The 26722-nt window shown below is 61.4% G+C and carries 26 protein-coding genes; 12 read left to right on the top strand and 14 right to left on the bottom strand.

The genetic code is table 11. From position 1 onward, the window contains the following. Positions 1 to 12 precede the first annotated feature (12 nt). The 10 genes from RGCCGE502_RS14485 to ureG all read left to right on the top strand — a co-directional run bounded on the left by RGCCGE502_RS14485 (position 13) and on the right by ureG (position 6822). Positions 13 to 315, top strand: coding sequence for an urease subunit gamma (locus RGCCGE502_RS14485; RefSeq protein ID WP_007533656.1), 303 nt, complete (start codon positions 13 to 15; stop codon positions 313 to 315). A 7-nt stretch (positions 316 to 322) separates the two neighbouring features. Then, positions 323 to 577, top strand: coding sequence for a DUF1272 domain-containing protein (locus RGCCGE502_RS14480; protein WP_016554919.1), 255 nt, complete (start codon positions 323 to 325; stop codon positions 575 to 577). Between the two features lie 10 nt (positions 578 to 587). Next, on the top strand, positions 588 to 893 hold the full coding sequence (locus tag RGCCGE502_RS14475) for an urease subunit beta (RefSeq protein WP_016554918.1): 306 nt from the start codon (positions 588 to 590) through the stop codon (positions 891 to 893). 57 nt (positions 894 to 950) lie between these two features. Then, positions 951 to 1322: a lysozyme inhibitor LprI family protein gene (locus RGCCGE502_RS14470; protein WP_439332342.1), complete on the top strand. Its 372-nt coding sequence runs from the start codon at positions 951 to 953 to the stop codon at positions 1320 to 1322. Positions 1323 to 1338: 16 nt separating this feature from the next. Beyond that, complete coding sequence (locus RGCCGE502_RS14465) at positions 1339 to 1962, top strand: hypothetical protein (RefSeq protein WP_016554916.1); 624 nt, start codon at positions 1339 to 1341, stop codon at positions 1960 to 1962. Between the two features lie 3 nt (positions 1963 to 1965). Then, the gene (ureC, locus tag RGCCGE502_RS14460) at positions 1966 to 3675 is read left to right on the top strand and encodes an urease subunit alpha (protein WP_016554915.1); all 1710 of its coding nucleotides are present in this window, start codon (positions 1966 to 1968) and stop codon (positions 3673 to 3675) included. 341 nt (positions 3676 to 4016) lie between these two features. Next, positions 4017 to 4868, top strand: coding sequence for a GGDEF domain-containing protein (locus RGCCGE502_RS14455; RefSeq protein ID WP_016554914.1), 852 nt, complete (start codon positions 4017 to 4019; stop codon positions 4866 to 4868). A gap of 95 nt (positions 4869 to 4963) precedes the next feature. Continuing rightward, a complete protein-coding gene (gene ureE, locus RGCCGE502_RS14450) occupies positions 4964 to 5434 on the top strand; it encodes an urease accessory protein UreE (protein ID WP_040674656.1) in 471 nt (156 codons plus the stop codon). Positions 5435 to 5441: 7 nt separating this feature from the next. Next, positions 5442 to 6113, top strand: a complete 672-nt coding sequence (locus RGCCGE502_RS14445) for an urease accessory protein UreF (RefSeq protein ID WP_016554912.1) — start codon at positions 5442 to 5444, stop codon at positions 6111 to 6113. Between the two features lie 97 nt (positions 6114 to 6210). After that, a complete protein-coding gene (ureG, locus tag RGCCGE502_RS14440; protein WP_016554911.1) occupies positions 6211 to 6822 on the top strand; it encodes an urease accessory protein UreG in 612 nt (203 codons plus the stop codon). Between the two features lie 3 nt (positions 6823 to 6825). Here the strand turns inward: ureG and RGCCGE502_RS14435 are convergent, their stop codons facing one another. From RGCCGE502_RS14435 to RGCCGE502_RS14405, 7 genes are all read right to left on the bottom strand, one after another. Then, positions 6826 to 7506: a Crp/Fnr family transcriptional regulator gene (locus RGCCGE502_RS14435; RefSeq protein ID WP_016554910.1), complete on the bottom strand. Its 681-nt coding sequence runs from the start codon at positions 7504 to 7506 to the stop codon at positions 6826 to 6828. Positions 7507 to 7648: 142 nt separating this feature from the next. Further along, positions 7649 to 10939, bottom strand: coding sequence for an efflux RND transporter permease subunit (locus tag RGCCGE502_RS14430; RefSeq protein WP_016554909.1), 3291 nt, complete (start codon positions 10937 to 10939; stop codon positions 7649 to 7651). A 10-nt stretch (positions 10940 to 10949) separates the two neighbouring features. Further along, the gene (locus tag RGCCGE502_RS14425) at positions 10950 to 12140 is read right to left on the bottom strand and encodes an efflux RND transporter periplasmic adaptor subunit (protein WP_016554908.1); all 1191 of its coding nucleotides are present in this window, start codon (positions 12138 to 12140) and stop codon (positions 10950 to 10952) included. 385 nt (positions 12141 to 12525) lie between these two features. After that, a complete protein-coding gene (locus RGCCGE502_RS14420) occupies positions 12526 to 13497 on the bottom strand; it encodes an ABC transporter substrate-binding protein (protein WP_016554907.1) in 972 nt (323 codons plus the stop codon). Between the two features lie 56 nt (positions 13498 to 13553). After that, entirely contained in the window at positions 13554 to 14681 is a 1128-nt protein-coding gene (locus RGCCGE502_RS14415) for an ABC transporter permease (RefSeq protein ID WP_016554906.1), read from the bottom strand. Further along, positions 14678 to 15562, bottom strand: coding sequence for an ABC transporter permease (locus RGCCGE502_RS14410; protein ID WP_016554905.1), 885 nt, complete (start codon positions 15560 to 15562; stop codon positions 14678 to 14680). The genes RGCCGE502_RS14415 and RGCCGE502_RS14410 overlap by 4 nt, the downstream gene beginning before the upstream one ends. Positions 15563 to 15595: 33 nt before the next feature. After that, positions 15596 to 16384, bottom strand: coding sequence for an ABC transporter ATP-binding protein (locus RGCCGE502_RS14405; RefSeq protein ID WP_016554904.1), 789 nt, complete (start codon positions 16382 to 16384; stop codon positions 15596 to 15598). Between the two features lie 95 nt (positions 16385 to 16479). Between RGCCGE502_RS14405 and RGCCGE502_RS14400 the strand changes: the two genes are divergently transcribed. Beyond that, complete coding sequence (locus RGCCGE502_RS14400) at positions 16480 to 16893, top strand: cupin domain-containing protein (RefSeq protein ID WP_016554903.1); 414 nt, start codon at positions 16480 to 16482, stop codon at positions 16891 to 16893. Between the two features lie 9 nt (positions 16894 to 16902). Here RGCCGE502_RS14400 and hydA read toward each other — a convergent pair whose 3' ends face one another. Further along, a complete protein-coding gene (gene hydA, locus RGCCGE502_RS14395) occupies positions 16903 to 18357 on the bottom strand; it encodes a dihydropyrimidinase (protein WP_016554902.1) in 1455 nt (484 codons plus the stop codon). Positions 18358 to 18434: 77 nt separating this feature from the next. Then, on the bottom strand, positions 18435 to 19688 hold the full coding sequence (locus tag RGCCGE502_RS14390) for a Zn-dependent hydrolase (RefSeq protein WP_019279968.1): 1254 nt from the start codon (positions 19686 to 19688) through the stop codon (positions 18435 to 18437). A 303-nt stretch (positions 19689 to 19991) separates the two neighbouring features. Between RGCCGE502_RS14390 and RGCCGE502_RS14385 the strand changes: the two genes are divergently transcribed. Then, on the top strand, positions 19992 to 20648 hold the full coding sequence (locus RGCCGE502_RS14385) for a TetR family transcriptional regulator C-terminal domain-containing protein (RefSeq protein WP_016554900.1): 657 nt from the start codon (positions 19992 to 19994) through the stop codon (positions 20646 to 20648). Positions 20649 to 20658: 10 nt separating this feature from the next. Here the strand turns inward: RGCCGE502_RS14385 and RGCCGE502_RS14380 are convergent, their stop codons facing one another. The 5 genes from RGCCGE502_RS14380 to nirD form a co-directional block, all read right to left on the bottom strand. Beyond that, positions 20659 to 21729, bottom strand: a complete 1071-nt coding sequence (locus RGCCGE502_RS14380; RefSeq protein ID WP_016554899.1) for a glycosyltransferase family 4 protein — start codon at positions 21727 to 21729, stop codon at positions 20659 to 20661. A 227-nt stretch (positions 21730 to 21956) separates the two neighbouring features. Then, positions 21957 to 22259, bottom strand: coding sequence for a hypothetical protein (locus tag RGCCGE502_RS14375; RefSeq protein WP_016554898.1), 303 nt, complete (start codon positions 22257 to 22259; stop codon positions 21957 to 21959). Further along, positions 22259 to 23755, bottom strand: coding sequence for a siroheme synthase CysG (cysG, locus tag RGCCGE502_RS14370; RefSeq protein WP_016554897.1), 1497 nt, complete (start codon positions 23753 to 23755; stop codon positions 22259 to 22261). Before cysG ends, RGCCGE502_RS14375 begins: the two co-directional genes overlap by 1 nt. Further along, complete coding sequence (locus RGCCGE502_RS14365; RefSeq protein WP_016554896.1) at positions 23727 to 26384, bottom strand: nitrate reductase; 2658 nt, start codon at positions 26382 to 26384, stop codon at positions 23727 to 23729. The genes cysG and RGCCGE502_RS14365 overlap by 29 nt, the downstream gene beginning before the upstream one ends. Next, complete coding sequence (gene nirD / locus RGCCGE502_RS14360) at positions 26384 to 26719, bottom strand: nitrite reductase small subunit NirD (RefSeq protein ID WP_016554895.1); 336 nt, start codon at positions 26717 to 26719, stop codon at positions 26384 to 26386. The genes RGCCGE502_RS14365 and nirD overlap by 1 nt, the downstream gene beginning before the upstream one ends. Between the last annotated feature and the right edge of the window lie 3 nt (positions 26720 to 26722).

Raw genomic sequence — 26722 nt, 5'->3', positions numbered from 1 at the left:
GATGGATGCACGATGAACCTCACACCGAGAGAAAAAGACAAGCTGTTGATTTCGATGGCGGCGATGGTAGCGCGGCGGCGGCTGGAGCGGGGCGTCAAGCTTAACCATCCCGAAGCGATCGCGCTGATTACCGATTTCGTGGTCGAGGGCGCGCGCGACGGTCGTCCGGTCGCCGAACTGATGGAAGCCGGCGCCCATGTCATCGGCCGTCACCAGGTCATGGAAGGTATCGCGGAGATGATCCATGACGTCCAGGTCGAGGCGACCTTTCCCGACGGCACCAAGCTTGTGACCGTCCACGAACCGATCCGCTGAGGTCATGATGCTGGAGCTCCGCCCCAATTGCGAATGCTGCGACAAGGACCTGCCGCCTGACAGCTCCGAGGCGATGATCTGCACATTCGAGTGCACATTCTGCGCCGATTGTGTCGCGGACGTCCTCGGCGGAGTCTGCCCGAATTGCGGCGGCGAACTCGTACGCCGCCCGGTGCGTCCGGCTGCCAAGCTTGCCAAATACCCCGCGTCGACAAAGCGCGTTCTGAAGGCCGAGGGCTGCGCGCCCATCAAGGCCGTGTGAGGAGAAGATCATGATTCCAGGAGAAATCATCGCCGCAAGCGGCGATATCGAGCTGAACGTCGGCGCGCCGACGGTAACGCTCGATGTCTCGAACACCGGCGATCGGCCGGTGCAGGTCGGCAGCCACTATCATTTCGCGGAAACGAATGCTGGCCTCTCCTTCGATCGGGAGACGGCGCGCGGTATGCGGCTCGATATCCCGGCCGGGACGGCCGTTCGTTTCGAGCCCGGCCAGACGCGTTCGGTAACGCTCATCCCACTTTCCGGTAAACGCGAAGTCTACGGCTTCCGCCAACTCGTCATGGGCAAGCTCTGAATGACCAGGGAGGAAACGAAGCGGGTGAGCTTGCATCTTCTGGCGGCCGGCGTCGCGATGTTCATCGCCTTCGGCGCCAACGCCGAAGATCTGGACTGCAAAAATCCAGTCACGCAGGCCGACATGACGGCGTGTGAACAGGCGCGTCAGGAAACTGCCGACAAGGCGCTGAACGCACAATACAAGATCACCCGCGCCGCTCTCGCGGCACTCGACAAGGATCTTGATGCCGATATGCGCGGCGCCGAAAAGGCGCTGGTGAAGGCGCAGCGCGCATGGGTGGATTTCCGCGATGCGGAGTGTGAGGCGGCCGGCTTCCAGGCGCGTGGCGGCACGATGGAACCAATGCTCGTCGCAGGCTGCATTGCCGAGTTGACCGACGCTCGCACCAAGCAGCTCAAAGAACTCGCAGAGACGATGGGAAACTGACGTGGCTGGCAGGATCATGATCGTCGGCAACGGGGAGATCGGAGCGCAGGCCGCCGCCGCTGTGGCGGATGCCGCGTTCGTTATCCGCTTCAACGAATGCCGGTCCTATCAGTTGAGCCCAGGCCGCACCGATGTCGTCGCGGTCTGCAATACCGGGCGGCCGGGCAAAGCGATGGTTGCTTCTGAGACATGGCGGGAGCATCCCGGCGTGCGTGAAGCCGGGGCGATCTGGAGCGTGCGCGATCCGCGGAAGTTCGTGGAAATGCGGGCGCCGCTTGCCGTGTCGCACCCCGAGCTAGATGACTTCTGCGATGACTACACGAGTCAATTCAATGCGTTCTGCGCCGATGTTGGCAAGGCGCATGTGGTTGTTAACAAACTGATTCATGAAGCCGTGGACGAGGCGCTGGCAGCCTACCACCCAGCGCCTTACGTCGTGCCTAGCAGCGGCATGATCGTAATCGCCGAGGTGATGAACAGATTTCCCGAGGCGGCCATCGATCTCGCAGGTTTCGGCCATGCGGGCTGGGAATGGCATCCCTTCGCTGCTGAGCGGCAGCTTGTTGATAGTTATGTCGCCACTGGCCGCGTCACGCGGCTGCCGGCGAGCGCAGCCATTTCTTCCTCCCAAGGAGCCTGACATATGCCCTACAAGATCTCTCGCGTTGCCTATGCCGGCATGTTCGGCCCGACCACCGGCGACAAGGTGCGCCTGGCCGACACGGAGCTCTTCATCGAGATCGAGAAGGACTTCACGACCTACGGCGAAGAGGTGAAGTTCGGCGGCGGCAAGGTGATCCGCGACGGCATGGGCCAAAGCCAGGCGACGCGGGCTCAGGGTGCCGTCGACACCGTCATCACTAATGTCGTGATCATCGACCACACGGGGATCGTGAAGGCCGACATCGGGCTCAAGAACGGCCGCATCGCGGCGATTGGCAAGGCTGGCAATCCTGATACACAGCCGGGAGTCAACATCATCGTCGGCCCATCGACCGAGGCGATTGCGGGCGAGGGCAAAATCATCACTGCCGGCGGCATGGACGCGCATATCCACTACATCTGCCCACAGCAGATCGAGGAAGCGCTGATGTCCGGTGTCACCTGCATGCTGGGCGGCGGTTCTGGCCCGGCCCATGGCACGCTCGCCACCACCTGCACCGGTGCCTGGCATATCGAGCGGATGATCGAAAGCTTCGACGGCTTTCCGATGAACCTTGCACTTGCCGGCAAGGGCAATGCCTCGCTACCGGCGGCGCTCGAGGAAATGGTCTTGGCCGGCGCGTCATCGCTGAAGCTGCACGAGGATTGGGGCACGACACCGGCGGCGATTGACTGCTGCCTTTCGGTCGCCGACGAATATGACATCCAGGTGATGATCCACACCGACACGCTGAACGAGAGCGGCTTCGTCGAGGATACGATCGGCGCCCTTAAGGGCCGCACGATCCACGCTTTCCATACGGAGGGCGCCGGCGGCGGACATGCGCCTGACATCATCAAGATCTGCGGCCAATCGAACGTCATTCCTTCGTCGACCAACCCGACGCGGCCTTATACCGTCAACACGGTTGCCGAGCATCTCGACATGCTGATGGTTTGCCATCACTTGTCGCCGTCAATCCCCGAAGATATCGCGTTTGCCGAAAGCCGCATCCGCAAGGAGACGATTGCAGCAGAAGATATCCTCCACGATATCGGCGCCTTCTCGATCATCTCGTCCGACAGCCAAGCCATGGGTCGCGTCGGCGAGGTCGCGATCCGCACCTGGCAGACGGCCGACAAGATGAAGCGTCAGCGCGGCCGCCTCAAGGAGGAGACCGGCGAGAACGACAATTTCCGCATCCGCCGCTACATCGCGAAATACACGATCAACCCGGCGATCGCCCAGGGTCTCAGCCACGAGATCGGTTCGGTCGAAGTGGGCAAGCGCGCCGATCTGGTTCTGTGGAATCCGGCCTTCTTCGGTGTCAAGCCGGAGATGGTATTGCTCGGCGGTTCGATTGCGGCGGCTCCGATGGGCGATCCGAACGCTTCGATCCCGACACCGCAGCCGATGCACTATCGGCCGATGTTTGCCGCCCACGGCAAGTTGCGGACGAATTCGTCCGTTACTTTCGTTTCGCAAGCGTCGCTCGATGCCGGTCTGAAGAGCCGTCTGGGTGTCGCAAAAAGTCTCGTTGCGGTGAAGAACACTCGCGGGGGCATCTCCAAGGCATCGATGGTCCATAACAGCCTGACGCCGCACATTGAGGTCGATCCGGAGACTTACGAGGTGCGCGCTGACGGCGAATTGCTGACCTGCGAGCCAGCGACAGTGTTGCCGATGGCGCAGCGTTATTTCCTGTTCTAGTCGCTCATGTGCAGCCGGTACGTCTGCCGGCTGCTGTTAAAGCCATGCGTTAAGGTTGAATCTCCCAAAAGTTGTTTTCTACTTTTGCATGTTCCACCTTGAGGCGGTCTGTCCGTATTAGGACATTCCTGTTTATCTTCGCTGGAAAATATCGGAAAAACAATAGCTTGTCTGCTTTGGTTGTTGGGCCGATTCACCTCCGAAGACGTCTCGTTTTCGGCCGACTTTCAACCGGCGATCAATTCACCAAATTCGCTCAAATCTTAACGATTCACTTAAGAACTCGGCAGCAGTTCACCTCTAAGCAATGTGCCTGGCGGTGGGCAAGAAGGTCGATTCGCATGAGAATTTCACTCCAGGCGGAGCTTGGCGATTTTCGGGATCGCCACACAATTTACGTGTTCGCTCTCAAGATGAGCTTCCTCGCGGTGACCCTGTCGTCGGTGGTGATTGTGCTGATATTGCCGCCGCTCGACTGGATGGGAATGTTGCCCGTCCCATTCGCTCATGGCGTTGTCTATGGCGTCCTGCTGTCTTGGCTCATCGGCGGTGCCGTGTCGAGCGTGCTGTCGCTGGTGGCAGGTCACGCGATGCATCAACTCAGCGTCTCTCGAGCGGAGTTCGAGCAACTGAGCCGCACGGACGTATTGTCAGGACTTCTCAACCGGCGTGCCTTTACTGAGGTACTGGAGCAGGTTGATGGAAATGCTTGCCTCGTGATCTTCGACTTGGACCGGTTCAAGGCCATCAATGATCGCTTTGGCCACGCTTGTGGCGACGCCGTGATTGTCGCTGTATCCGCCATTCTCGCCACTGCCTTCGACGGGCACTCCGCCGTGGCAAGGTTGGGTGGGGAGGAGTTTGGCGCGATCGTTGTCGGGGGCTCTCAGGAGCAGCGGATCAAGCGCGTGCGATCCGTCTGCGCAAGCCTGGCGGCGCGCCCTGTTGCGGCCGAAGATTGCGTGGTTGCGCTAACGGTGTCGGCCGGCATTGCGGAGCTCAAGCCAGAGCGAAGCAAGGAAGGAGCCTATTCGGCGGCAGACAAAGCACTCTATCTGGCAAAGGCGCTCGGTCGAAATCGTGTCGTTCATGAGAACGAGGGCTTGTATCCGGGTTGGGGTAGGTGTCTTCCAAGGGAAACTGTGGATGCGCGCATGAGCAACGTGGATTGTGATGAGGCGCGGCTAGCCTGAAGAGATTTGGGCGGTGTTTCCGTGGAAGCTCATTCCTTCTTGCATCGCACAAGGCAATTTTGCATGCTCGCAATCTCAAGCGAATTGGACATGTCATGCAACGCGTTACTTCCTACCTGCCAGCCGGCACGCCTTCTTCCAACCCAATCGGAAAAGTGGTTTTGCCGCACGACTTGAGGCATTTGCGGCGGAAGCTGCTCCATCTCGAAAATGGCGAGATGGTCATGCTCGACCTCAAGGAACCGGTGCTTTTTGCCAGCGGCGATATGCTCGTTCTCGAGGACGGCGAGCTCATCGAGATTGTAGCCGCTGACGAGAAGCTTTTCGAGGTGAAGGGCAAGGATCGCCGGCACTTGATCGAGCTGGCATGGCACCTCGGCAATCGCCATCTCGGCGCGCAGATCGAGGAGGACCGCATCCTCATCCTGCGGGACCATGTGATCCGCTCCATGCTCGAAGGGCTGGGAGCGATGGTGCGGGAAGTGAGTGAGCCGTTCCAGCCGGCCCGCGGCGCCTACCATTCGCATGGGCATGATCATGCCCATCACCATCACTCGCACGACTGAGTAGGACATGACGGATGATGCCGATCTGCAGGCTCTGCTGCGGCTTATGGCCTGGCTTTCGCCAGCTTTCCCTGTCGGGTCCTTCGCTTATTCGGGTGGCTTGGAGCGCGCTGTCCATGATGGGTTGGTCACCGATGCCGATTCGCTTGCAGCATGGGCGTCGAACCTGATCGAACGCGGGCCTGTCTGGAACGACGCCGTTCTCCTCGCGGAGTGCCACCGTTGTCACGGGCAACCGGAAAGACTTGGCGAACTGGCGGAACTCGCCGAAGCGCTCGCCGGCTCGCGTGAGCGCCATCAGGAGACGATGCTGCTCGGCGATGCGTTCTTGTCCGCCGCCAGCGCGTGGCCGCACGAGGTCTTCGACCGACTGCCGCGACACGTGGCGTACCCGGTAGCGATCGGCGCCGTGGCAGGTGCCCACGGAGTGGCGTTGGAGAAGGCGATTGCTGCCTTTCTCCACGCTTATCTCTCGCAGGCAGTTTCTTCAGGCATCCGCCTCGGAGTTGCTGGGCAACGGGATGGCGTTGCCATTCTGTCGCGGTTGGAAGGCGACATAGCCTCAATCGCGAAGCGGGCAGCCGCTTCAACAGTCAGCGATCTCGGGTCGGCCACCATCCAAGCAGACATCATGTCGCTGCGCCATGAAACGCAGTCGACGCGTCTCTTTCGATCGTGACTTCTCCGGGACACCAACCGCTACGACCTCAGTCATTTGCCGGTGGTCGCCCTTCAAGCAGCGCGCTATCATCGATCGTTATTGGAGTTTTCAAAGCATGAAATCAGGAAACGGACCCCTTCGCGTTGGGATCGGCGGCCCGGTCGGTTCGGGCAAGACGGCGCTTACCGAAAAGCTGTGCAAGGCTATGCGCGACCAATATTCGGTCGCCGTCGTCACAAACGACATTTACACGACGGAGGATGCCGAGGCGCTCATGCGCATGCAGGCCTTGCCATCGGATCGGATCGTTGGTGTGGAGACCGGTGGCTGCCCGCATACGGCAATCCGTGAGGACGCGACGATCAATCTGCAGGCGATCGCCGGCCTTAACGAGCGGATTCCCGACCTCGATGTCGTGTTCATCGAGTCGGGTGGCGACAATCTGGCCGCCACCTTCTCTCCCGATCTGGCGGATATCACCATCTACGTCATCTCGGTTTGCCAAGGCGAGGAAATCCCTCGTAAGGGCGGCCCCGGCATCACCAAGTCCGACCTTCTCGTCATCAACAAGAAGGATCTGGCTCCCCACGTCGGGGCTGACCTTGCGGTCATGGACCGCGACGCGACACGCATGCGCCAGGCACGGCCTTTTGTTTTCTCCGACATGAAGCGTGGCGACGGCGTCAGTTCCATCGTCAGCTTCCTGAAGGAGCATGGCGGTCTGTAGCGATCAGACCTGCCGGAGCGCCCTGACATCCTCGATTGCGATGGCACGGCCGCTGACCGTCACGCCCGATGTCCGCAAGGCGGAGAACGCACGTGACAGCGCCTCCGGCGCCAGACCAAGTTTTCGTGCCAGCAGGCTTTTCTGGAACGGCAGTCGCAGCGACGCCCGCGCACCTTCGTTGGTGCAGTGGGTAAGGAGATAATGCGCAACACGTTGTTGACTGGTCTGCATGCGATCTCGCGCCAAGCAGTCCATGGTTGACAACAAATGCTGCGACAGGGAGCGCGCGATTGCCCGCCCCACCCGAGGCTGTTCATCGAGCAGCCTTTTGACCTGGCCAAGATCGAAGCGGGCGAGGATCGCGTGTTCCATTGCCTGGGCGCTATAGTTGTACCGGTCGCCGACGAGCACCAGGCATTCTCCGAAGCTGTCGCCCGGCTCGCAGATCCTGATATCCGCTTCGCGGTCTTCCGAACCCCGATAGAGGCGAACATAGCCACTCAGCACGCAGTAGAAGTAGCGCGCGTTCCCGTCTTCGCGGAAAAGAACATCCTGAGGCTCGTAGCGTACCGCCACCGCGCAGGACAGCAGAGCGTCCCGCTCTTGCCGGTCAAGGCTGGACGCGATTAACGCATCACCAAGCATCGCCTGGTGCGCGTTGCTCAGTTTCAAAGCTCTGGTCATCTGTTTCTCCCTGTGGCGCGGCGGGTGCCGCCCCTACCTGATATTGGTAAGGGTAACCGGGAGACGCGGTTCAGAACTTGATCCTGATCAAATGTCCGCCAATAAAAAAGCCGGGGTCTTGCCCCGGCTTTTGGTTTGAGCGCTACTCCGCCGCGAAAGGCGGCAGGCGCACGACGTTGCCGGATTTTCCGCGTTTGCTTTCCGGCGTCTCGATTGCCGATACCCGGCCTTCGAGAGCGCCCACAGCCTGCGTAAGCTCCTCGCGGGACAACGCCAGATCTTCCTTGTCCTTCCTGCCAACCAGGCGGCCGAACATCCAGCCGAGAAGGCGGGAGAGATCGTCCATGATCAGGAAGAAGGAAGGCACGACGACCAGCGAAAGGACGGTCGACACGATAATGCCGCCGATCACCGCGATTGCCATCGGTGCGCGGAACGAACCGCCTTCGCCGACGCCGAGTGCCGAGGGGAGCATGCCAGCCGACATCGCGATGGAGGTCATGATGATCGGGCGGGCGCGCTTGCGGCCTGCTTCGACCATGGCTTCCACACGCTCCATGCCGCGATGGCGCATCTCGATGGCGAAGTCGACGAGCAGGATCGCATTCTTCGTGACAATACCCATCAACATCAGGATACCGATCATGACAGGCATCGAGAGCGGGTTCTGGGTGACCAGCAGGCCGACCGCCACACCACCGATCGCAAGCGGCAGCGAGAACAGGATGGTGAAAGGCTGGATCACATCCTTGAAGAGCAGGATCAGCACCGTCAGCACCAGCATCAGACCCATCAACATGGCGTTGACGAAGCTCTGCTGCATTTCGGTCTGCACCTTGGTGTCACCACTTTCGGCCAGCTGGACGGTCGGAGGCATCTTGGCTTCATTGACGATCTGCCGGAAGCGCGCCGATGCGGTATCGAGAGCCACGCCCTGCGGCAGGTCGGAGCCGATCGACACCACGCGGTAGCGGTTGTTGCGCTTGATCGAGCTGACGCCTTCCGAATAGTCGATATCGGCGACGGTCGACAGAGGCACGGTGCTGCCGCTTGCCGTCTGGATCTTCATGGCTCGAAGAGCCGCGAGATCACGGCGCATATCGAGCGACGCCTGGACGCGGATCGGGATCTGGCGGTCGTCCAGGTTGATCTTGGCGAGGGCAGAATCGATATCGCCAATCGTGGCGACGCGGATCGTCTCGGAGATTTGCTGCGGCGTAATGCCGAGGCGAGCCGCCTGATCCTTGCGTGGACGAACCTGAAGCTCCGGACGGGGCAGGGCACCCTCGGCGCTGACGTTGGCCAACAGCGGATCGGCGCGCAGCTTCGCTTCCAGAACGCCCACGGCATCGTTCAGATCCTTCTCGTTCTTGGAGAGGAAGTTGAACGAGAGATCGCGCTCGCCGCGATCGTTGAGCTTGAGGATCCGCACGTCAGGGAGATGGTGGAGTTTGGCGAAAACTTCCTTTTCGATATCCCACTGCGGACGAACGCGTCCCTTCGGCTCCACCTTGGGCAGATAGGATCCGAGCACCGGGATCTTAACGACCAAGTCATCCAGTTTCTTCAAGAGCCGCTGATCAAGCTTGTGAAGCGTGAGCGTTACCGTGGCACGGCGTAGTTCGAGGTCGCCTTTCGGCGACGCGCCGCCGAGCACGAAGACGCTTTCGACGCCGTCGATATCCTTCACGTCCTTGTAGATCGCGTTCGTCGTCGCTTCCGTATCGTCCAGCGTCGCGTTCGGCGGCAGCTCCACCGAGAGCACGATGCGCGATGCATCCTCCGGCGGCAGGAAGCTGCCCGGCACCTGCGCAAGCAGCATGACGGAGCCGATCAGGAAGGCGATCGCGGCAATCAGCGTCAAATAACGTGTCCACCAGCGGCGGGTCGTCGCGCGCACCAGGCGTGTATAGCCGCGGAAGAACGCACCGTCATTGTCGTGATGGTCTTCCATCCCGTCCTCTGCCCGCATCAGATAGGCGGCCATCATCGGGGTTATGAGACGCGCCACCATCAGCGAGAAGAAGACAGAAAAAGCAACCGTCAGACCGAACTGGATGAAGTACTGGCCGGGAATGCCGGGCATGAACGACACCGGCACGAAAACGGCAATGATCGTGAAGGTCGTCGCGATGACGGCGAGGCCGATTTCGTCGGCCGCTTCGATTGCCGCGCGGTAGGGCGTCTTACCCATCTTGATGTGACGGGCAATGTTTTCGATCTCAACGATCGCATCGTCGACCAGAATACCGGTCGCGAGCGTCAGTGCCAGGAAGCTGACGAGGTTCAGCGAGAAGCCCATCAGGTCCATGATCCAGAACGTTGGGATCGCCGACAGCGGCAGTGCGATGGCGGAGATGAGCGTTGCGCGCCAATTCCTGAGGAAGAGGAAGACCACGATGATGGCCAGCAGCGCGCCTTCGATCAGCGTATCGATCGCAGCTTCGTAGTTGCCGTAGGTGAAGTAGACGGAGTCGCTGATCAGCTCAATGCCGACATTCGGATTTTCGGCGCGGACCTTCTCGAGGCTCTTGGCCACGGTTTCAGCGACGCTGACCTCGCTGGCGCCCTTGGAGCGGAAGACGCCGAATGTCACGACAGGCGTATCATCGAAGCGCGAGAAGGATTTCGGCTCTTGGTAGGTGTCCTTGATGACGCCGAGATCTGAAACCTTGACGAAGCGGCCGTTCGGCAATGCGATCGTGGTGTTGGCAAGTTCGGCGACATTGCGGGCGTCGCCGAGCACGCGGATGGCCTGTTCGCTCCCAGCCACCTGACCGCGGCCGGAACCGAGGTCGACGTTGGTGCCGCGCAGCTGCTGGTTCACGCTTGCCGCGGTGATGCCGTGGGCGTTCAGTTTGTCGGGACTGAGCTCGATGCGCACTTCGCGGTCGGCACCGCCGTAACGATCGACGCGGCCGATGCCGGCTTGCCCCTGCAAGGAGCGTTTGACGGTGTCATCAACGAACCACGAGAGTTCCTCGAGCGTCATGTCGGGAGAGGAGACCGCAAACGTCTGGATCGCCTGACCCTCGACGTCGATCTTTGAGACGATGGGCTCTTCCACATTGGCGGGCAGGTCGCTGCGGATGCGGTCGATGGCGTCCTTGGTGTCCTGGACGGCCTGCTCGGTCGGGATTTCCATGCGGAACATAACGACCGTCTGCGATTGGCCGTCGGTCACCGTCGACTGGATTTCGTCAATGCCGGTTATGCTGGCAACGGCGTCCTCGATCTCCTTTGTCACCTGCATTTCGAGCTCGGCCGGCGAAGCGCCGCTCTGCGTCACGACGATGGAAACGAGGGGGACGTCGATATTCGGGAAACGGGTGATCGGCAGCTTGTTGAAGGACTGGATGCCGACGAAAAGCAAGAGTGCAAACGCCAGAAGCGAGGCGACTGGATTTCGGATAGACCAGGCTGAAAAGTTCATCGGCCGTCTCTCAGTTTGAAACCGGTGGCTGTTCACGAACCGGTGTGATGCGGTCGCCGTCGCGGACATAGGCGCCCGCCTTGGCTACGACCTCATCGCCGGCTTTCAATCCCTTGACGATCTCGACATAGGCACCATCCTGGATGCCGGTCTCGACCTTGGCAAACTTGACGACGCTGTCCTCGACCCTGCGGGCCGACGATCCCTCACTGCCCGACAACACGGCCGAAACAGGGAGCGCCACGTTTTCCTTGGTGCGCACGACGATGTCGGCGCTGCCGTACATGCCCGAGCGGGCCTTGCTCGAGTCATCGATCAAAATGTGGACCAAACCGAGGCGCGTCAGCGGGTCAACGGTCGGCGACACCAGCCGTACCGAGCCGGCAATCTTGTCGGGACTGCCAGAGAGCAAGATCGTGGCCTTCTGGCCGGGCTGGACCTTGACGATGTCGCTCTCGCCCACTTCCGCCACCAGCTCGATCTCGTCATCGCGAATGACTGTAAAGAGCGGATCGCCGGTGGCGAGCGCGATCGCTCCGACCCTGGCGTTCTTGGCCGCGATAGTACCGGCGACCGGCGTCTTGACGTCGGTGCGGGCGAGCCTCAGGTCGGCATCGGCGATCTGGCTTTCAGTGACCTTGATCTCTGCAACGGCTACCTGGATCGCCTGCTTTGCCGAATCAACACGGGCATTGGCCGAAGCCGCAGCGGCATCGGCCTGTTCCACCGTCGCCGTAGAAACGGTGCCCTTCTTACCCATTTCCTGAGCGCGCGCCTGCTGCTGTCGCGCCTGCTCTGCATTGGCCTCTGCTTCAATCAGCTGCGCGCGAAGCTGCGCGAGGCTCGCTTCGTTCTTGGCCTTGGTGGCCTGCATCTGGCTCTTCTGCAGAATGATCGCGTCGTCATTCAGCGTCGCCAGCGTGCTATCGGCCTGGACCCTATCGCCGACGTCTGCATTCAGCGCGCGGATCGACAATCCCTCGACCTGGGGCTGGATGTAAACTTCCTCGACCGGCTTCACCGTACCGGTCGCCACGACGCGGTCGACAAGCGTGCGGGTGGTGGCCTTCGTCACCACGATCGCCGGCAGGTTCTGCTGCGGCTTTGCGACCGGCTGTTCCTGAGCAAAGGTCGTTGAAGCTACAACCGCCGCGATCAGCAGGGTGGAGGCGCGAAGTATCTTAACAGGCGTACGTGCCATGCGTCGTCATCCAGTCTAGTCGGCAGACTCGCGCAAAATCATCAGTTCGCGAACGGCCGGTTCCCGTTTTGGTGTTCTCAGAAGTATTTCCGCATCATTTGCCGACTTTTGCTTAAGTCCCTCATCCGGCAAATCCCGCATCTAAGTGGTAGCGATTTGCCCATTGCGCAAGTCTGGCGGAAAATAATTCCTCATTCGAACACATTAATTACCAATGTGATGCAGATCAATCACTCGCCGGTTATGCAAGCATTCCGATAGTTGATCACGCACCACATTGCTATGACGTTGGAGTCTCGCGCGATGCGACATCGGACGCAAATATTTTCATGAAAATGAAAAACGCGCGGAAGCTCCGCGCGTTTCATGGACGATCAAACGCCTTTTACTTGGAGGCAGCGTCCGTGATGTCGTGCGTCCAGGCGCCTGATGGCTCCTTGTTGATGATCTTCTGGTCGAGGAGAGCCTTTGCCGTGCGATCATAGAGCGTCGTGTCGAGCTTGCCGGTGCCGTCGCCGATCAGCTTGGCGACTTCGCCCATCATGACCTTCTGGTGGTTTTCGTCCTGGCCGCCTGCGTCTACGACGATTCCGGCAGCCTCGTCCGGGTTCTCGACGGCGTATTTCCAGCCCTTCATCGAGGCCTTGACGAACTTGACCATCTTTTCCTTGAAGGCTGGGTCCTTCAGCTTGTCTTCCATGGCATAGAGGCCGTCTTCGAGAAGGTCGTTGCCCATGGCGGTGTAGTTGAAGACGAGCAGTTCTTCCGGCTTGAAGCCGGCATCGATCGCCTGCCAGTATTCGTTGTAGGTCATGACAGAGATGCAGTCGGCCTGCTTCTGCAGCAGCGGCTGCACGTCGAAGCTTTGCTTCAACACGGTAACCCCGTCCTTACCGCCATCTGTCTTGAGGCCGAGCTTGTTCATCCACGCGAAGAACGGGTACTCGTTGCCGAAGAACCAGACGCCGAGCGTATGCCCCTTGAAATCGGCTTCGGTCTTGATCGGGCCGTCCTTGCGGCAGATCATTTCCATGCCGGACTTCTGGTAAGGCTGGGCGATGTTGACGAGCGGAACGCCTTTTTCGCGGGCAACCAGCGCGCCGCCCATCCAGTCGACGATGACGTCGGCGCCACCGCCGGCGATTACCTGTTCCGGCGCGATGTCAGGGCCGCCCGGCTTGATGGTGACATCGAGACCTGCCTCGTCGTAGTAGCCCTTTTCCTTGGCGACGTAGTAGCCGGCGAACTGCGACTGCGTCACCCACTTGAGCTGCAGCGTCACCTTGTCGGCAGCCATTGCATGGGCTGCCGCGAGCGACATCGCACTCGCCATCATCGCAACAATCAGTTTTTTCATTTTCTTGTTCCCTCTGAAGTTATGCCCCAATCCCATTCGCGGGAAGAAAGCGACGCCTAGCCACCACGGATAGACGGATGCCAGAAAGTCACCGCCCGTTCTGCAAGGGCGACGACGCCGTAGAAGATCGAACCAACAAGCGCCGCAACGGCGATTTCGGCCCAGACCATGTCGACATTCATGCGCCCGATCTCCGTGGAGATACGGAAGCCCATGCCGACGATCGGCGTACCAAAGAACTCCGCGACGATGGCACCGATCAGCGCCAGCGTCGAGTTGATCTTCAATGCGTTGAAAATGAAGGGCATTGCCGCCGGAAGCCGGAGCTTCAGCAGTGTCTGCCAATAGTTGGAGGCGTAGGTTTGCATCAGGTCGCGCTCCATCGGACCGGATGCGGCGAGGCCAGCGACCGTGTTCACCAGCATCGGGAAGAAGGTCATGATGATGACGACGGCCGCCTTCGACTGCCAGTCGAAGCCGAACCACATCACCATGATCGGCGCCACGCCGATAATCGGCAGCGCCGACACCATGTTGCCGATCGGCAGCAGACCGCGACGCAGGAAAGCAACGCGATCGGCGAGGATGGCGACGGCAAAGCCCGCACCGCAGCCGATGATGTAACCGGCAAAGACCGCCTTGAAGATCGTCTGGCGCACGTCGTCTGCGAGGATCGGCAGCGAGCCGGCAATCCTGACGCCGATGGCGCTCGGCGGCGGCAGCAGAACAAAGGGAATGCCGGCGCCGCGCGTCAGCGCTTCCCAGATGATCAGGATCCAGGCGCCGAAGATCGCCGGGATCAGCAGCCGCAGGAACGTGCGGCTGAAACTGGAACCAGGCGTCATTGCCGAAAGCTCGGTGACGCAGCGCCACGCAAGCAGCCAGCAGGCTGCCATCAGCAGGAAGAAGGACCTGGTGGCCAGACCTTCATTTCCGGTCACATCAGCGAGCAGCACCCATGCCGCCCAATGCGCGCCGACCAGCAAGACCGCGGCAATGTATGGCTTCGGCAATGGTGCGAAGGAAACGAAGGCAAGGGCGACGATCAGGGCGATCGTCAGACCGACAGTCAGCGGTGACACGGGGTCTGGTGCGCCTTCGGCCATGAGCGGCAAGGTGATGATTGCAATCGCGGTCAGCACCAGGGCAAGAACGCCCTGCCAGGAGAAGGACATCTTCTTCATGCCGGTCTCCCGCCCATCGAGCGATCGACGATTTTTGCGACAAGGCCGACGATGGCAACCAGGCCTGCGGCAAGCACCGAGCCCGCGATGAGGGCCGCCCAGATGTCGATCGTCTGGCTGTAATAGGAGCCGGCCAGCAGCTTCGAGCCGATGCCGGCGACAGCACCGGTCGGAAGTTCGCCGACGATGGCGCCGACAAGGCTTGCTGCGATCGCAACCTTCATCGAGGTGAAAAGGAACGGCACGGAAGCTGGAACACGCAGTTTCCAGAAGGTTTGCGCAGGCGTCGCGTTATAGGTCCGCATCAGGTCGAGGAACATGACCTCGGGCGAGCGCAGGCCCTTCACCATGCCGACCGTCACCGGGAAGAAGGAGAGGTAGGTCGAGATCAGCGCCTTCGGGATCAGGCCGGTGATGTTGATGGCGCCGAGCACGACGATCACCATCGGCGCGATCGCCAGGATCGGGATGGTCTGCGAGGCGATGACCCAGGGCATCAGGCTGCGGTCGAGCGCCTTAATGTGGACGATCCCAACGGCGATCACGATGCCGAGCAGCGTACCGAAGCCGAAGCCGAGCAGCGTCGACGAGAGCGTGACCCAGCTGTGGTAGACGAGGCTGCGGTTGCTCGAAAGCTTCCGCAGGAAGGTGTTTTCGAAGACGTTCTGCACCACCTGATGCGGGGCGGGCAGCAACGGCTTGGGTTGCGAGAGCGTCTTTTCGATGAATTCGATGGTTCCACGCGTCTGGTTCGCGCGCTGATCCATGTCGCGCTGGAAGGAGGCGTTCATCAGAGCGGCCGCGACGTACCAGACCACGACCAGAACCACGAGGATTGTCAGGACGGGAACGAGCCTGTCTTTCAGAGTATCCGACTTCATGGGCGCCCCCATTCATCGGCTCTGACGCTCAGCTTAATGCTCATAGCTGTGCCCCGCTCTCAGGCCGTCGCGAACGCGATGGGCGATTTCGAGGAATTCGGGCGTCTCGCGAATGTCGAGCGGGCGTTCGCGCGGAAGCGTTGAGTCGATGATATCGGTGACGCGACCCGGGCGAGGGGACATCACCACGATCTTGGTGGAGAGGTAGACCGCCTCGGGGATCGAGTGGGTGACGAAGCAGATCGTCTTGTTGGTGCGCGCCCAGAGCTTCAGAAGCTCCTCGTTCAGGTGGTCGCGAACGATTTCATCCAGCGCGCCAAAGGGCTCGTCCATCAAGAGCAAATCGGCATCGAAGGCGAGCGCACGGGCGATCGAGGCGCGCTGCTGCATGCCGCCGGACAGCTGCCAGGGAAACTTCTTCTCGAAACCGGAGAGGTTCACGAGATCGAGCGCGCCGGCGATACGTTTCTTCTGGTCAACCGATGAGTAGCCCATGATTTCGAGCGGCAAAGCGATGTTCTTCTCGATCGTGCGCCAGGGGTAGAGTGCCGGCGCCTGGAAGACGTAGCCGTAGGCGCGCGCCTTGCGTGCCTCCTCAGGCGTCATGCCATTGACGGTGATCTCGCCCGATGTTTTCTTTTCGAGATCGGCGATCACGCGCAGGAAGGTCGTCTTCCCGCAGCCCGATGGGCCGATGAAGGAGACGAAGTCGCCCTTGCGAACGTCGAGGTTGACGTTCGTCAGCGCCTGTACGGGAGCATCGTCTGCCTGATAGGTCAGACAGAGATCCTTGGCGGATACGACGGAGGCAGCTTGCGTCAATGCTTGTGTATCCTGTCTTGCCCGCGCTTCCGCGGTTTGCGTGATAGTATGAGTAGCTGTTTTCATTGTTCCGGCAAGGTCCATGGAGGATGACGATGGACGCGACATCAAAGCCCACCTGTCACATTGTGCGCCCCAGTCATGCCTATGACGGCAAGCAGGGGCTGAGTTACTTCGAAGGCATCGCGGCCGAGACGGTCGGCGCCAAGGGCATCTGCATGCATTTGCTGACGATTCCGCCCGGCGTCCGCGCCAAGGCGCATCTGCACGAGTCGCATGAAACGGCGATCTACATGCTCTCCGGCGAGGCCCACACCTGGTATGGCGACGAACTGGAGCATCATGTCGTCGTGCATGCCGGCGAGCTGTTCTACATCCCCGCCGGTGTGCCGCATCTGCCCGCCAATCTCAGCAGTACGCCCTGCACCGCCATCATCGCCCGCACCGATCCGAACGAGCAGGAAAGCGTCGTCTTGCTTCCGGAGCTTGAACGGCTGGTGCAGGAATGATGCCAAGGATCAGACCCCCGTCGCCGGAATGCCTGACCGTTCGACCTTGCGCGGGGCCACGAGCTCCTTCCAAGTCGACAACGCCTTGTTGACGGCCTGAAACGGCTCGCGCTTGACGAACTGGCCGTGTCCTTCCTTCGTCTTGACCGTGCTTTCCTCGATCGCGACCTCACCACGGGTCAGCGTGTAGCGCGGCAGGCCGGTGACCTGCTTGCCTTCGAAGACGTTGTAATCGATCGACGATTGTTGCGTCTTAGCCGAGATCGTCTTCGAGCGCTTCGGATCCCAGACGACGATATCGGCATCGGCGCCGACGAGGATGGCGCCCTTCTTCGGATAGACGTTGAGGATCTTGGCAATGTTGGTCGAGGTGACCGCGACGAACTCGTTCATCGTCAGGCGCCCGGTGTTGACGCCATGGGTCCACAGCATCGGCATCCTGTCCTCGAGGCCGCCGGTGCCGTTGGGGATCTTGGAGAAGTCGCCAAGGCCGGAGCGCTTCTGGTCGGTGGTGAAGGCGCAGTGGTCGGTTGCCACCACCGACAGCGAGCCGGACTGCAGACCGGCCCAGAGGCTGTCCTGATGCTGCTTGTTGCGGAAGGGCGGAGACATGACGCGGCGGGCTGCATGGTCCCAGTCCTTGTCGAAGTATTCGCTTTCGTCGAGCGTCAGGTGCTGGATCAGCGGCTCGCCGTAGACCCGCATACCCTTCTGGCGGGCGCGGCGGATCGCTTCGTGCGCCTGTTCGCAGGAGGTGTGCACGACATAGAGCGGCACGCCGGCCATGTCGGCGAGCATGATGGCGCGATTGGTTGCCTCACCTTCGACTTCGGGTGGGCGGGAATAAGCGTGCGCCTCGGGGCCGTTGTTGCCGTCGGCGAGCAGCTTCGCGGTCATCGAGGCGACGACGTCGCCGTTTTCGGCGTGAACCAGCGGCAAGGCGCCGAGTTCCGCGCAGCGCTGGAAGGAGGCGAACATCTCGTCATCGTTCACCATCAGCGCGCCCTTGTAGGCCATGAAATGCTTGAAGGTGTTGATGCCCCTGTCCTTGACTACCGTCTCCATCTCGTTGAAGACGCGCTCGTTCCAGCCGGTGATCGCCATGTGGAACGAGTAGTCGGCGTTGGCGCGGCTTGTCTTGTTGTCCCACATCTGCAGCGCTTCGAGCAGCGATTGCTCCGGCCCCGGCAGGCAGAAATCGACGACCATGGTCGTGCCGCCGGCAAGGCCTGCGCGCGTGCCGCTTTCGAAGTCGTCCGACGAATAGGTGCCCATGAACGGCATTTCGAGGTGAACGTGCGGGTCGATGCCGCCGGGCATGACGTAGCAGCCGGTCGCATCGAGCGTCTCCGTGCCGGAGAGATTCGGACCAATCTCGACGATCTTGCCGCCCTCGATCTTCACGTCCGCCTTGTAGGTCAGGTCCGCAGTGACGATGGTTCCGCCCTTGATGACTTTGCTCATGATCAGTTCCCTTGCATTGATTGCTCGCGGCTCTTCGTCCGCTGGTAAAGAAAAGGCGGGAATGACCCCGCCCTTGATTATGCAACGATTTCAGCGGTCTCGACGACGGCGTGGAAGAGGACGTCAGCGCCAGCCGTTGCCCATTCCTTGGAGATGTCCTCCGCCTCGTTGTGCGAGAGGCCCCCGACACAGGGGCACATGACCATCGTTGTCGGGGCGACCTTTGCCGCCCAGCAGGCATCATGGCCGGCGCCCGATATCAGGTTCATGTGGCTGTAGCCGAGTCGCTCGGCAGCGTTGCGCACGCGGGACACGAGTGTGGGGTCGAAGGTGACGGGCGCGAAGTGGCCGATCGCCTCGACCGCGCAGCCGACGCCGAGCGCTTCGCAGATGGCAGGTGCTTCCGCCTCGATCCTGGCGCGCATGCTGTCGAGCTTTGCCTGATCCGGCGAGCGGATGTCGACGGTGAAAACGACCTTGCCCGGCAGGACGTTGCGGGAGTTCGGGGTGAAGAACACCTGGCCGACGCCGCCGACGGCGCCCGGCTGGTTCTCCATCGCCACGGTCTGCACCATCTCGATGATGCGCGACATGGCGAGCCCGGCGTTGACGCGCATGTTCATCGGCGTTGAGCCGGTATGGGCTTCCCTGCCGGTCAGCGTGAATTCGAGCCACCAGAGGCCCTGACAGTGCGTGACCACGCCGATCTGCTTGTTCTCGACCTCGAGGATCGGGCCCTGCTCGATGTGATATTCGAAATAGGCGTGCATCTTGCGGGCGCCGACCTCTTCGTCGCCGACCCAGCCGATGCGCTTCAGTTCGTCGCCAAAGGTCTTGCCCTCGGGATCCTTGCGGTCATAGGCATATTCAAGCGTATGGACGCCGGCGAAGACGCCGGAGGCGAGCATGGCGGGCGCAAAGCGGGCTCCTTCCTCGTTGGTCCAGTTGGTGACGACAATAGGATGCTTGGTCTTGATGCCGAGATCGTTCATGGTGCGGACGACCTCGAGCGCGCCAAGCACGCCGAGCACGCCGTCATACTTGCCGCCGGTCGGCTGGGTGTCGAGGTGCGAACCGACATAGACGGGCAGGGCGTCAGGATCGGTGCCGGGGCGGATCGCGAACATCGTGCCCATCTTGTCGACGCCGAGCGTCATGCCTGCGTTTTCGCACCACGTTTTGAAGAGGCTGCGCCCCTCGGCATCCGAATCCGTCAACGTCTGGCGGTTGTTGCCGCCAGCAATGCCCGGGCCGATCTTTGCCATGTCCATGAGGGTGTCCCAAAGACGGTCCCCGTTGACGCGCATGTTCTCGCCTGGTGCTGCCACCATGTCTAAAATCCTCACCTGTTTTCAGCGGCCATGCAATTCACATGTCCGCCTGTTCCCGTGGCCAGTATCCGAGCGCCCTTGTTTGTTTTATTAGCGCCGGAAAATCGCTAGTTGCCTTTGTTTAGCATCTGATCGATAATTTGACCGATTGGTAAACATTACAACTTCCGGCGCTGGGCTCAAGACGAAAATCAGGAAAAATACAGACAAAATTGCCGGCATCTGCTCATTTTTGCGGCAAGCTGTCGCGCCAGCCCAATCTTGAGTGAAACGGTTGAATTTGAAGGGGAAAACAAGGTCGACATGACAATCCCGAGAGCAGCCAAGACCCAGCGGCGCACGCGCATTCAGGAAGAGAAGGAAGAGCAGATTCTTGAAGCCGCGCTCGATGTGTTTTCGGTCAGCGGTTTTCGCGGTTCCACGATCGATCAGATCGCCGAAGTTGCCGGCATGTCGAAGCCGAACCTGCTCTATTATTTCCGCACCAAGGAAGCGATGCACCGGGCGTTGATCGACCGCGTCCTATTTACCTGGCTGGAGCCGCTGAGAGCCTTCGATGCGGACGGCAATCCCGAAAGCGAGATCCGCAGCTATATCAGGCGCAAGCTTGAAATGGCCCGCGATTTCCCGCGCGAAAGCCGACTTTTCGCCAACGAGATGCTGCAGGGCGCGCCGCATGTCGAGGATGAACTGAAGGGACCGCTGAAGCAGCTCGTCGACGAGAAGGCCGAGGTGATCCGCAGTTGGACGAAGGCCGGCAAGATCGCCAAGTGCGATCCCTATCACCTGATTTTCTCGATCTGGTCGACAACGCAGCATTATGCTGACTTCGACGTTCAGGTAAGGGCGGTGCTCGGGCAGGAACATGCCGGCGCCGGTCGCTTCGAGGATGCGGCGCGCTTCCTCGAGCAGCTGTTCATCGACGGGCTGAAGGTCAAGCCGGTGCCGAGCGCCTCGTGATCTGGTCGCGTCACGCCTCGTCGAAATCGAAGACCGCGGCGACGGCGGCACGCGCCTTGGCGTGGCGGGCTTTGTAAGATTGGCGGATCGCCTTCCGTCTTGCTGCCAGCGCAGGGTCCGGCGACATTGCCGATAACCAGGCCAATGCGGTCGGTATAAACTCGCCGTCCGAGGGGATCAGAAGGTCGCTTTCGTCGAGTTGTTTTCTGATGCAGCCTCGGTTGCACGAGATGACGGCGTTTCCTGCCGCCTTCGCCTCGAAAATCACCAAGGGCTGCGCCTCATTGGTATAGGTGGTCGGGAAAACGAACACGTCGATCTCGCGATAGAAAGCTGTCTTCGCGTCATCGTACAGCGGGCCGCGGTACTCCAAGCTACCACTTAGTTCAGCGACAGCCGCGTCGATCGCGGCGCGCTTGCCGACACCGGCCGGACCGGCAAGGACGGCCTTGATCGGCAGGTTCTCCTTCCGTGCCTGCCTTGCGAGATCCAGGAAAGTGTCGAGGCCCTTCTCAGCAGTGAGATTGCTGAGCATCCCGATTACGAGGTGGGTGCTGTCGGTCGCTTCATCGTTCTCCTCCCGCGGGGCTACATAGGCAGCGTTGGAGATCAGGTAGCAGCGCGTACGGCCGCCATAGGTGTCAGCGAAGCGATCCCGCATCATGTCGCACAGGAAGATGTGTCGCAGATTGCGACTGCCGAGCGTGAGGATGCATCGCATGAGCAGGCTGGGCTTCTCGACGTAACTGAAACTGTGATGGTGCAGATAGGTGGGATAGCCGAGGGTCCTCGCGACCAGCACAATCAGAAGCGTATAGATCAAGCCGAGGCCGCCTTCGCAGCCGAGATAGCAAACCCGGTTGACGCGCTTGCGATCGCGCAACAACTGGAGACAAGTACCGAGGACACGGGCGAATCTCACCGGATGCTTCAACAACGAGAGCTTGCCCAAAGGCGGGGCGATGTTGGCGACGGTGACGCTGTTTGCTTCCGAAAGAAGCGCAATCATGCTCTTGGTCGCAAACGAGAAGCCGTTGAGCGGCGGAGGCAACTGACCGATCGCGACGATGTGGCGTGTCATGCGGGAGGCTACCTCTTTGCGCCTCCCGACTATCGCACCGGCTAACGAAAATGCAATCTCCCTGCAGTGGCAGCAGACGCTGCGCCGCTGCAGGCGGCCGGCTGCCCGGTCAGCGTGATGTAAGCTGGTCGCGATTTCTATGATCTCAGTGTCCGCACAGAGGCCTTACCGAAGACGCCGACCAATCCACGCGAGTTAGGGCGAACCGCAGAGAACGCTTCCGAGGCTCAACTGAGTTGAAGAGAGACCGCAAGGCTCGCTACCGAGAGCGCTACAGATATGGGCGGCGCTGGGGCTCGCATCACCGCGCCGAGGAAAACGCCAACCAACACGATGAGGACGGCAGGCCCTGGATCGTTGCCGGCAAAAGCCAAGCCGATAGCCGAAAGGTTGATTGCGGTCGCAATTGTTGTGAGCGGTGCTGTAGCGACGTCGGCGTTGGTGTGAGGTGAGAATATGCTGGCGAAACGCGGCCAGCTCAGGGCCATGGCAAGAACGAGGAAGACGGGGGCGATCGCGTGGAACTGCATCAGCGCGCTCCCATGACCATGCGGCGATCGCTGTCAAAATCGTTTGTGTCACGAGCGCCGCTTTGGCGCGCAGCAAGCGCGCTGCCGACTGCGATCAGCACGGGATTGTCGTAACCGATTTCCGCGATGCCAGAGGCGATGGTTGCGAGCGTGCCGCGCCAATCGCGCTCGGTCGACCGGCTGACCTCGCTGATGACGATCGCCGGTGTTTCCGGCGACAGGCCTTCTTCGATTAGCCGATCGGCGATGAGTGGTGCGGTCCTGCCGCCCATGTAGAAGACGGTCGTTGTGTGCGGATCCGCAACCGTCGCCCAATCGACATCGGCGGGCAGGCCTCCGTGGCGGGAATGGCCGGTGATGAAGCGGACGGATTGCGCGTGGTCACGATGCGTCAGCGAGATCCCGAGGCGCGAGGCCATGGCGCTTGCGGCGGTGATGCCGGGGATGACGTCGACAGGAATGTTCTCCCGATCAAGATGGGCGATCTCCTCGCCGGCACGACCGAAGATCATCGGGTCGCCGGACTTCAGGCGCACGACGTGCTTGCCTGCCTTGGCGAGCTTCACCATCATGGCGTTGATGTCTTCCTGGCGACAACTCGTGCGGCCGCCACGTTTCCCGACCAGCATGCGCTTGGCTTCACGACGCGCGAGTTCCAGCACTTCTGACGAAACGAGATCGTCGAAGAGGATCACATCGGCGGCCTGCAGGGCGCGGACGGCTTTCAGCGTTAACAACTCCGCATCGCCGGGGCCAGCGCCGACCAGTGTCACACGGCCGCGCGAAGAGTGGGCGGGCGCTTCCCGAAGCCTGTCGGCTTCCTTGAGAAGCAGCCCGCCGACGCCCTCCTCCGGCGTATCCGAACTTGAAAAGGCGCGATCGACGAACGTCTCCCAGAAGGCGCGGCGCAAGGGGCCGGGCGCCAGCCGTTCGTTGATCCGGTCTCGTAGCGATTGTGCCAGTCCCGCCCAACCTTTCAGTGCCTGCGGCAGCAAGGTTTCGATCCGCCGACGGATGGCCTGGGCGAGGATCGGAGCGGCACCATCCGTCGAGATCGAGACGACGACGGGAGAGCGGTTGACGATCGAGCCGAACTGGAACTGGCAAAAGGCTGGCTTGTCGATGACGTTGATCGGCACGCCAGCGGCGCGGGCGGCGTCGAAAAAGGCCGCCTCGTCGTCTTCCTCACAGTCGGCGATGGCGATGGCCGCGCCGCGGAAGATCGTTTCATCCCATGCCTGGCAGTGGTGGATGAAGCCGCCCTGAGAGTGCTCAGCGCCGCGCAGGATCAGTTTCTCGAAGGTGTCGGAAAGCTCGTCGGCATAGACATGGACCTCCGCGCCGCAGGCAGCGAGAAGCTCGGCCTTCCAGGCGGCTGCATCGGATCCACCGGCGACAATCACGCGCTTGCCTTCAAGCGCCCAGAACACCGGCAGCTTGGCAAGCGGCTCCATGCGGGCGGGTGCTTCATTCCGCGGCTGCTGCAAGACATCCATCGATGATCCCCCTGATCTCGGCGCGGCAGGAGCCGCAGTTGGTTCCGGCATTGAGTTCCTTGCCGACAGCTTCGACGCTGTGGCAGCCGCCGCGCACGGCAGCGACGATCTGGTTGACGCCGACACCGAAGCAGGAGCAGACGGTGGCGCCCGGGTCCGGCTTGTCGGTGCCGGGGCGACCGGCGACGAGCGCGAAGCGCTTGCGCAGATTGGTGTGTTCGGCGGTGAGCTGGGAGATCGCCCAGTTGCGGGCAACCGCCACAGGTTCGCGGGCCAGGAACAGCGCCGCGAGCAATCGCTTGCCGTCGAAGAAGGCGAGCCTCAGATCACCGGATTGCTGGTCGGCATAGCCGAGGGGCTCGACATTTTCGGGGATAGCAAAGGTGCTGCGGCACCAGGTGCACCAGTCCTCGACCGGCTGGTCGAAGGCGAGCTCCACCCGCCAGCCGCCTTCAGCCTTTGCCAGCGCCCAATAGACAGCGTCGAGGTGATCAGGCTTGGCTGCGGAAACGCCAAAGCCATAGCGGGTCGCCTTGAAGCGACGCGCCGCGACAGCGACGTTCTTTGAAGCGGGTTGGCCGGAGATCGCGTCGGTCAACGGCGCAACAACGGCGTCGATGCGGGCCTTCGCGGCGAACTGATCGTTCCAGTGCATCGGCACAAAAATGCTGCCGCGGGCCTGACGCTCCGTGATCAGGGCACGAACCACGGCTTTGCCGTGCGGGCTTTCGATCTCGACGAGGGCAGCATTGCCGACGCCGATCTCGATTGCATCGCGGGGATGAAGTTCGGCGAACGGCTCGGCGATATGCGATGAGAGGCGCGCGCTTTTGCCCGTGCGCGTCATCGTGTGCCACTGGTCGCGGATGCGGCCGGTGTTCAGCGTGAAGGGATAGTCGGCATTGGTGCGATCGGAAGCGACCGGCTTCACCGCGATGAAACGCGCCTTGCCGTCGGCATGGTAGAAGCCGCCCTTGGCGAAGAAGCGGGTCACATCAGCTTCGCGACCGGCAGGCTGCGGCCACTGGAAAGGTGTTAACTCGTCATAGGACCGACGGTTGATGCCGACGTAGGCACCGATATCGAAGTCACGATTGCCGCTATTCTCGAAGGCGGAGAGGGTGGCGTGTTCGTCGAAGATCTCGGCAGTGGAGCCGAAGTCGAAGGCTTCGGAAAAGCCCATGCGGCGAGCCACTTCGGCCAGCTGCCACCAGTCGGCCCGGGCTTCTCCGGGAGCATCGAGGAAGGAGCGCTGGCGGGAAACGCGGCGTTCCGAATTGGTGACCGTGCCGCTCTTCTCACCCCAGCCGAGCGAAGGTAGAAGGACGTCGGCGTGCCGTGCGGTATCCGTGTTCTCAAGGACGTCGGAGACGACGACGAAGGGACAGGCCTTGATGGCGGCCTCGACGGTGTCGGCATCCGGCATCGAAACGACCGGGTTGGTCGCCATGATCCAGAGCGCCTTGATGCGCCCGTCGGCGACGGCCTTGAACATGTCGACCGCCTTCAGGCCCGGCTTTTCAGCAATGGTCGGCGCTGCCCAGAAGCGCTGGACGCGATCGCGATCCTCGGCACTTTCGATCGCCATGTGGGCAGCCAGCATGTTGGCAAGCCCGCCGACTTCACGCCCGCCCATGGCGTTCGGCTGGCCGGTGAGCGAGAACGGCCCCATGCCCGGCTGGCCGATCCTGCCGGTGGCGAGATGACAGTTGATGATTGAATTGACCTTGTCGGTGCCCGACGAGGATTGATTGACGCCCTGGCTGTAGCAGGTGACTACCTTCTCGGTCGTGGCAAAGAGGCGATAGAATTCGCGAAGCTGCATGGCCGGCAGGCCGGTCAGTTCAAGCACCTCGTTGAAGGCGACACCTGACGCCGCCGTGAAGGCCTCGGCAAAGCCGTTGGTATGCTCGGCAACGTAGTTCTGGTCGATGGCGTTGCTTGCGATCAGGTGTTCGAAGAGACCGACGAACAATGCGACGTCGCTGTCCGGGCGGATCGCCAGGTGCAGGTCAGCGATATCCGAAGTCATCGTGCGCCGCGGATCGATGACGACGACCTTCATGCCGGGGCGCGCGGCCTTGGCAGCCGCCAGCCGCTGATAGATCACGGGGTGGCACCAGGCGAGGTTCGAGCCGGTGAGGATTACCAGATCGGCAAGCTCGATGTCCTCATAGGTGCCCGGCACGGTGTCCGATCCGAAGGCGCGGCGGTGGCCGGCGACGGAGGACGACATGCAGAGCCGTGAATTGGTGTCGATGTTGGCCGAGCCGATGAAGCCCTTCATCAGTTTGTTGGCGATGTAGTAGTCTTCGGTCAGCAGCTGGCCGGAGACGTAGAAGGCAACGGAATCGGGGCCATGCTCGTTGATGGCATCCGAAAACCGTTGTGCGACGAGGTCAAGCGCCTGTTCCCATTCCACCCGCTTCCCGGAAACTTCCGGATAGAGGAGGCGTCCGTCGAGATCGACCGTCTCGCCGAGCGCCGAGCCCTTCGAGCAGAGCCGCCCGAAGTTGGAGGGGTGGTCCGGGTCGCCCTTGACGGAAACCTTGCCGTCCTCTGCGACCTTGGCGATGACGCCGCAGCCGACACCGCAATACGGACAGATTGTCTTGACCTCTTTTTCCATCATTCGGCCGCCATCATCAGGCTTTCGAGGGCGATGTAGAGGGCGCCGTTTTCGTTGCGCACCGCAATGGTCCTTACCTCGCCCTCATCGGCCCCGAGCGCCTTGCCGGTTTCGAGCGAAATCACCCAGTTGTGTAGCGGGCAGGTGACCGCCTTCGCATGGACGATCCCCTGCGACAGCGGCCCGCCCTTGTGCGGGCAGTGGTCCTCGATGGCGAAGACCTCGTTTTCCGCCGTGCGGAAGACGGCGACCTTGCCCTGAGGTGTCTTCACGCAGCGGGCGCCCCGCAGCGGAATGTCGGAAATGTCACCGATCGAAATCCAGTTCATGTCCATCAC

The organism is Rhizobium grahamii CCGE 502, from assembly GCF_000298315.2.
Lineage (GTDB): Bacteria > Pseudomonadota > Alphaproteobacteria > Rhizobiales > Rhizobiaceae > Rhizobium > Rhizobium grahamii.
Note: the sequence above shows the minus strand (reverse complement) of the source record. Positions and strands in the feature narration are given on the sequence as shown.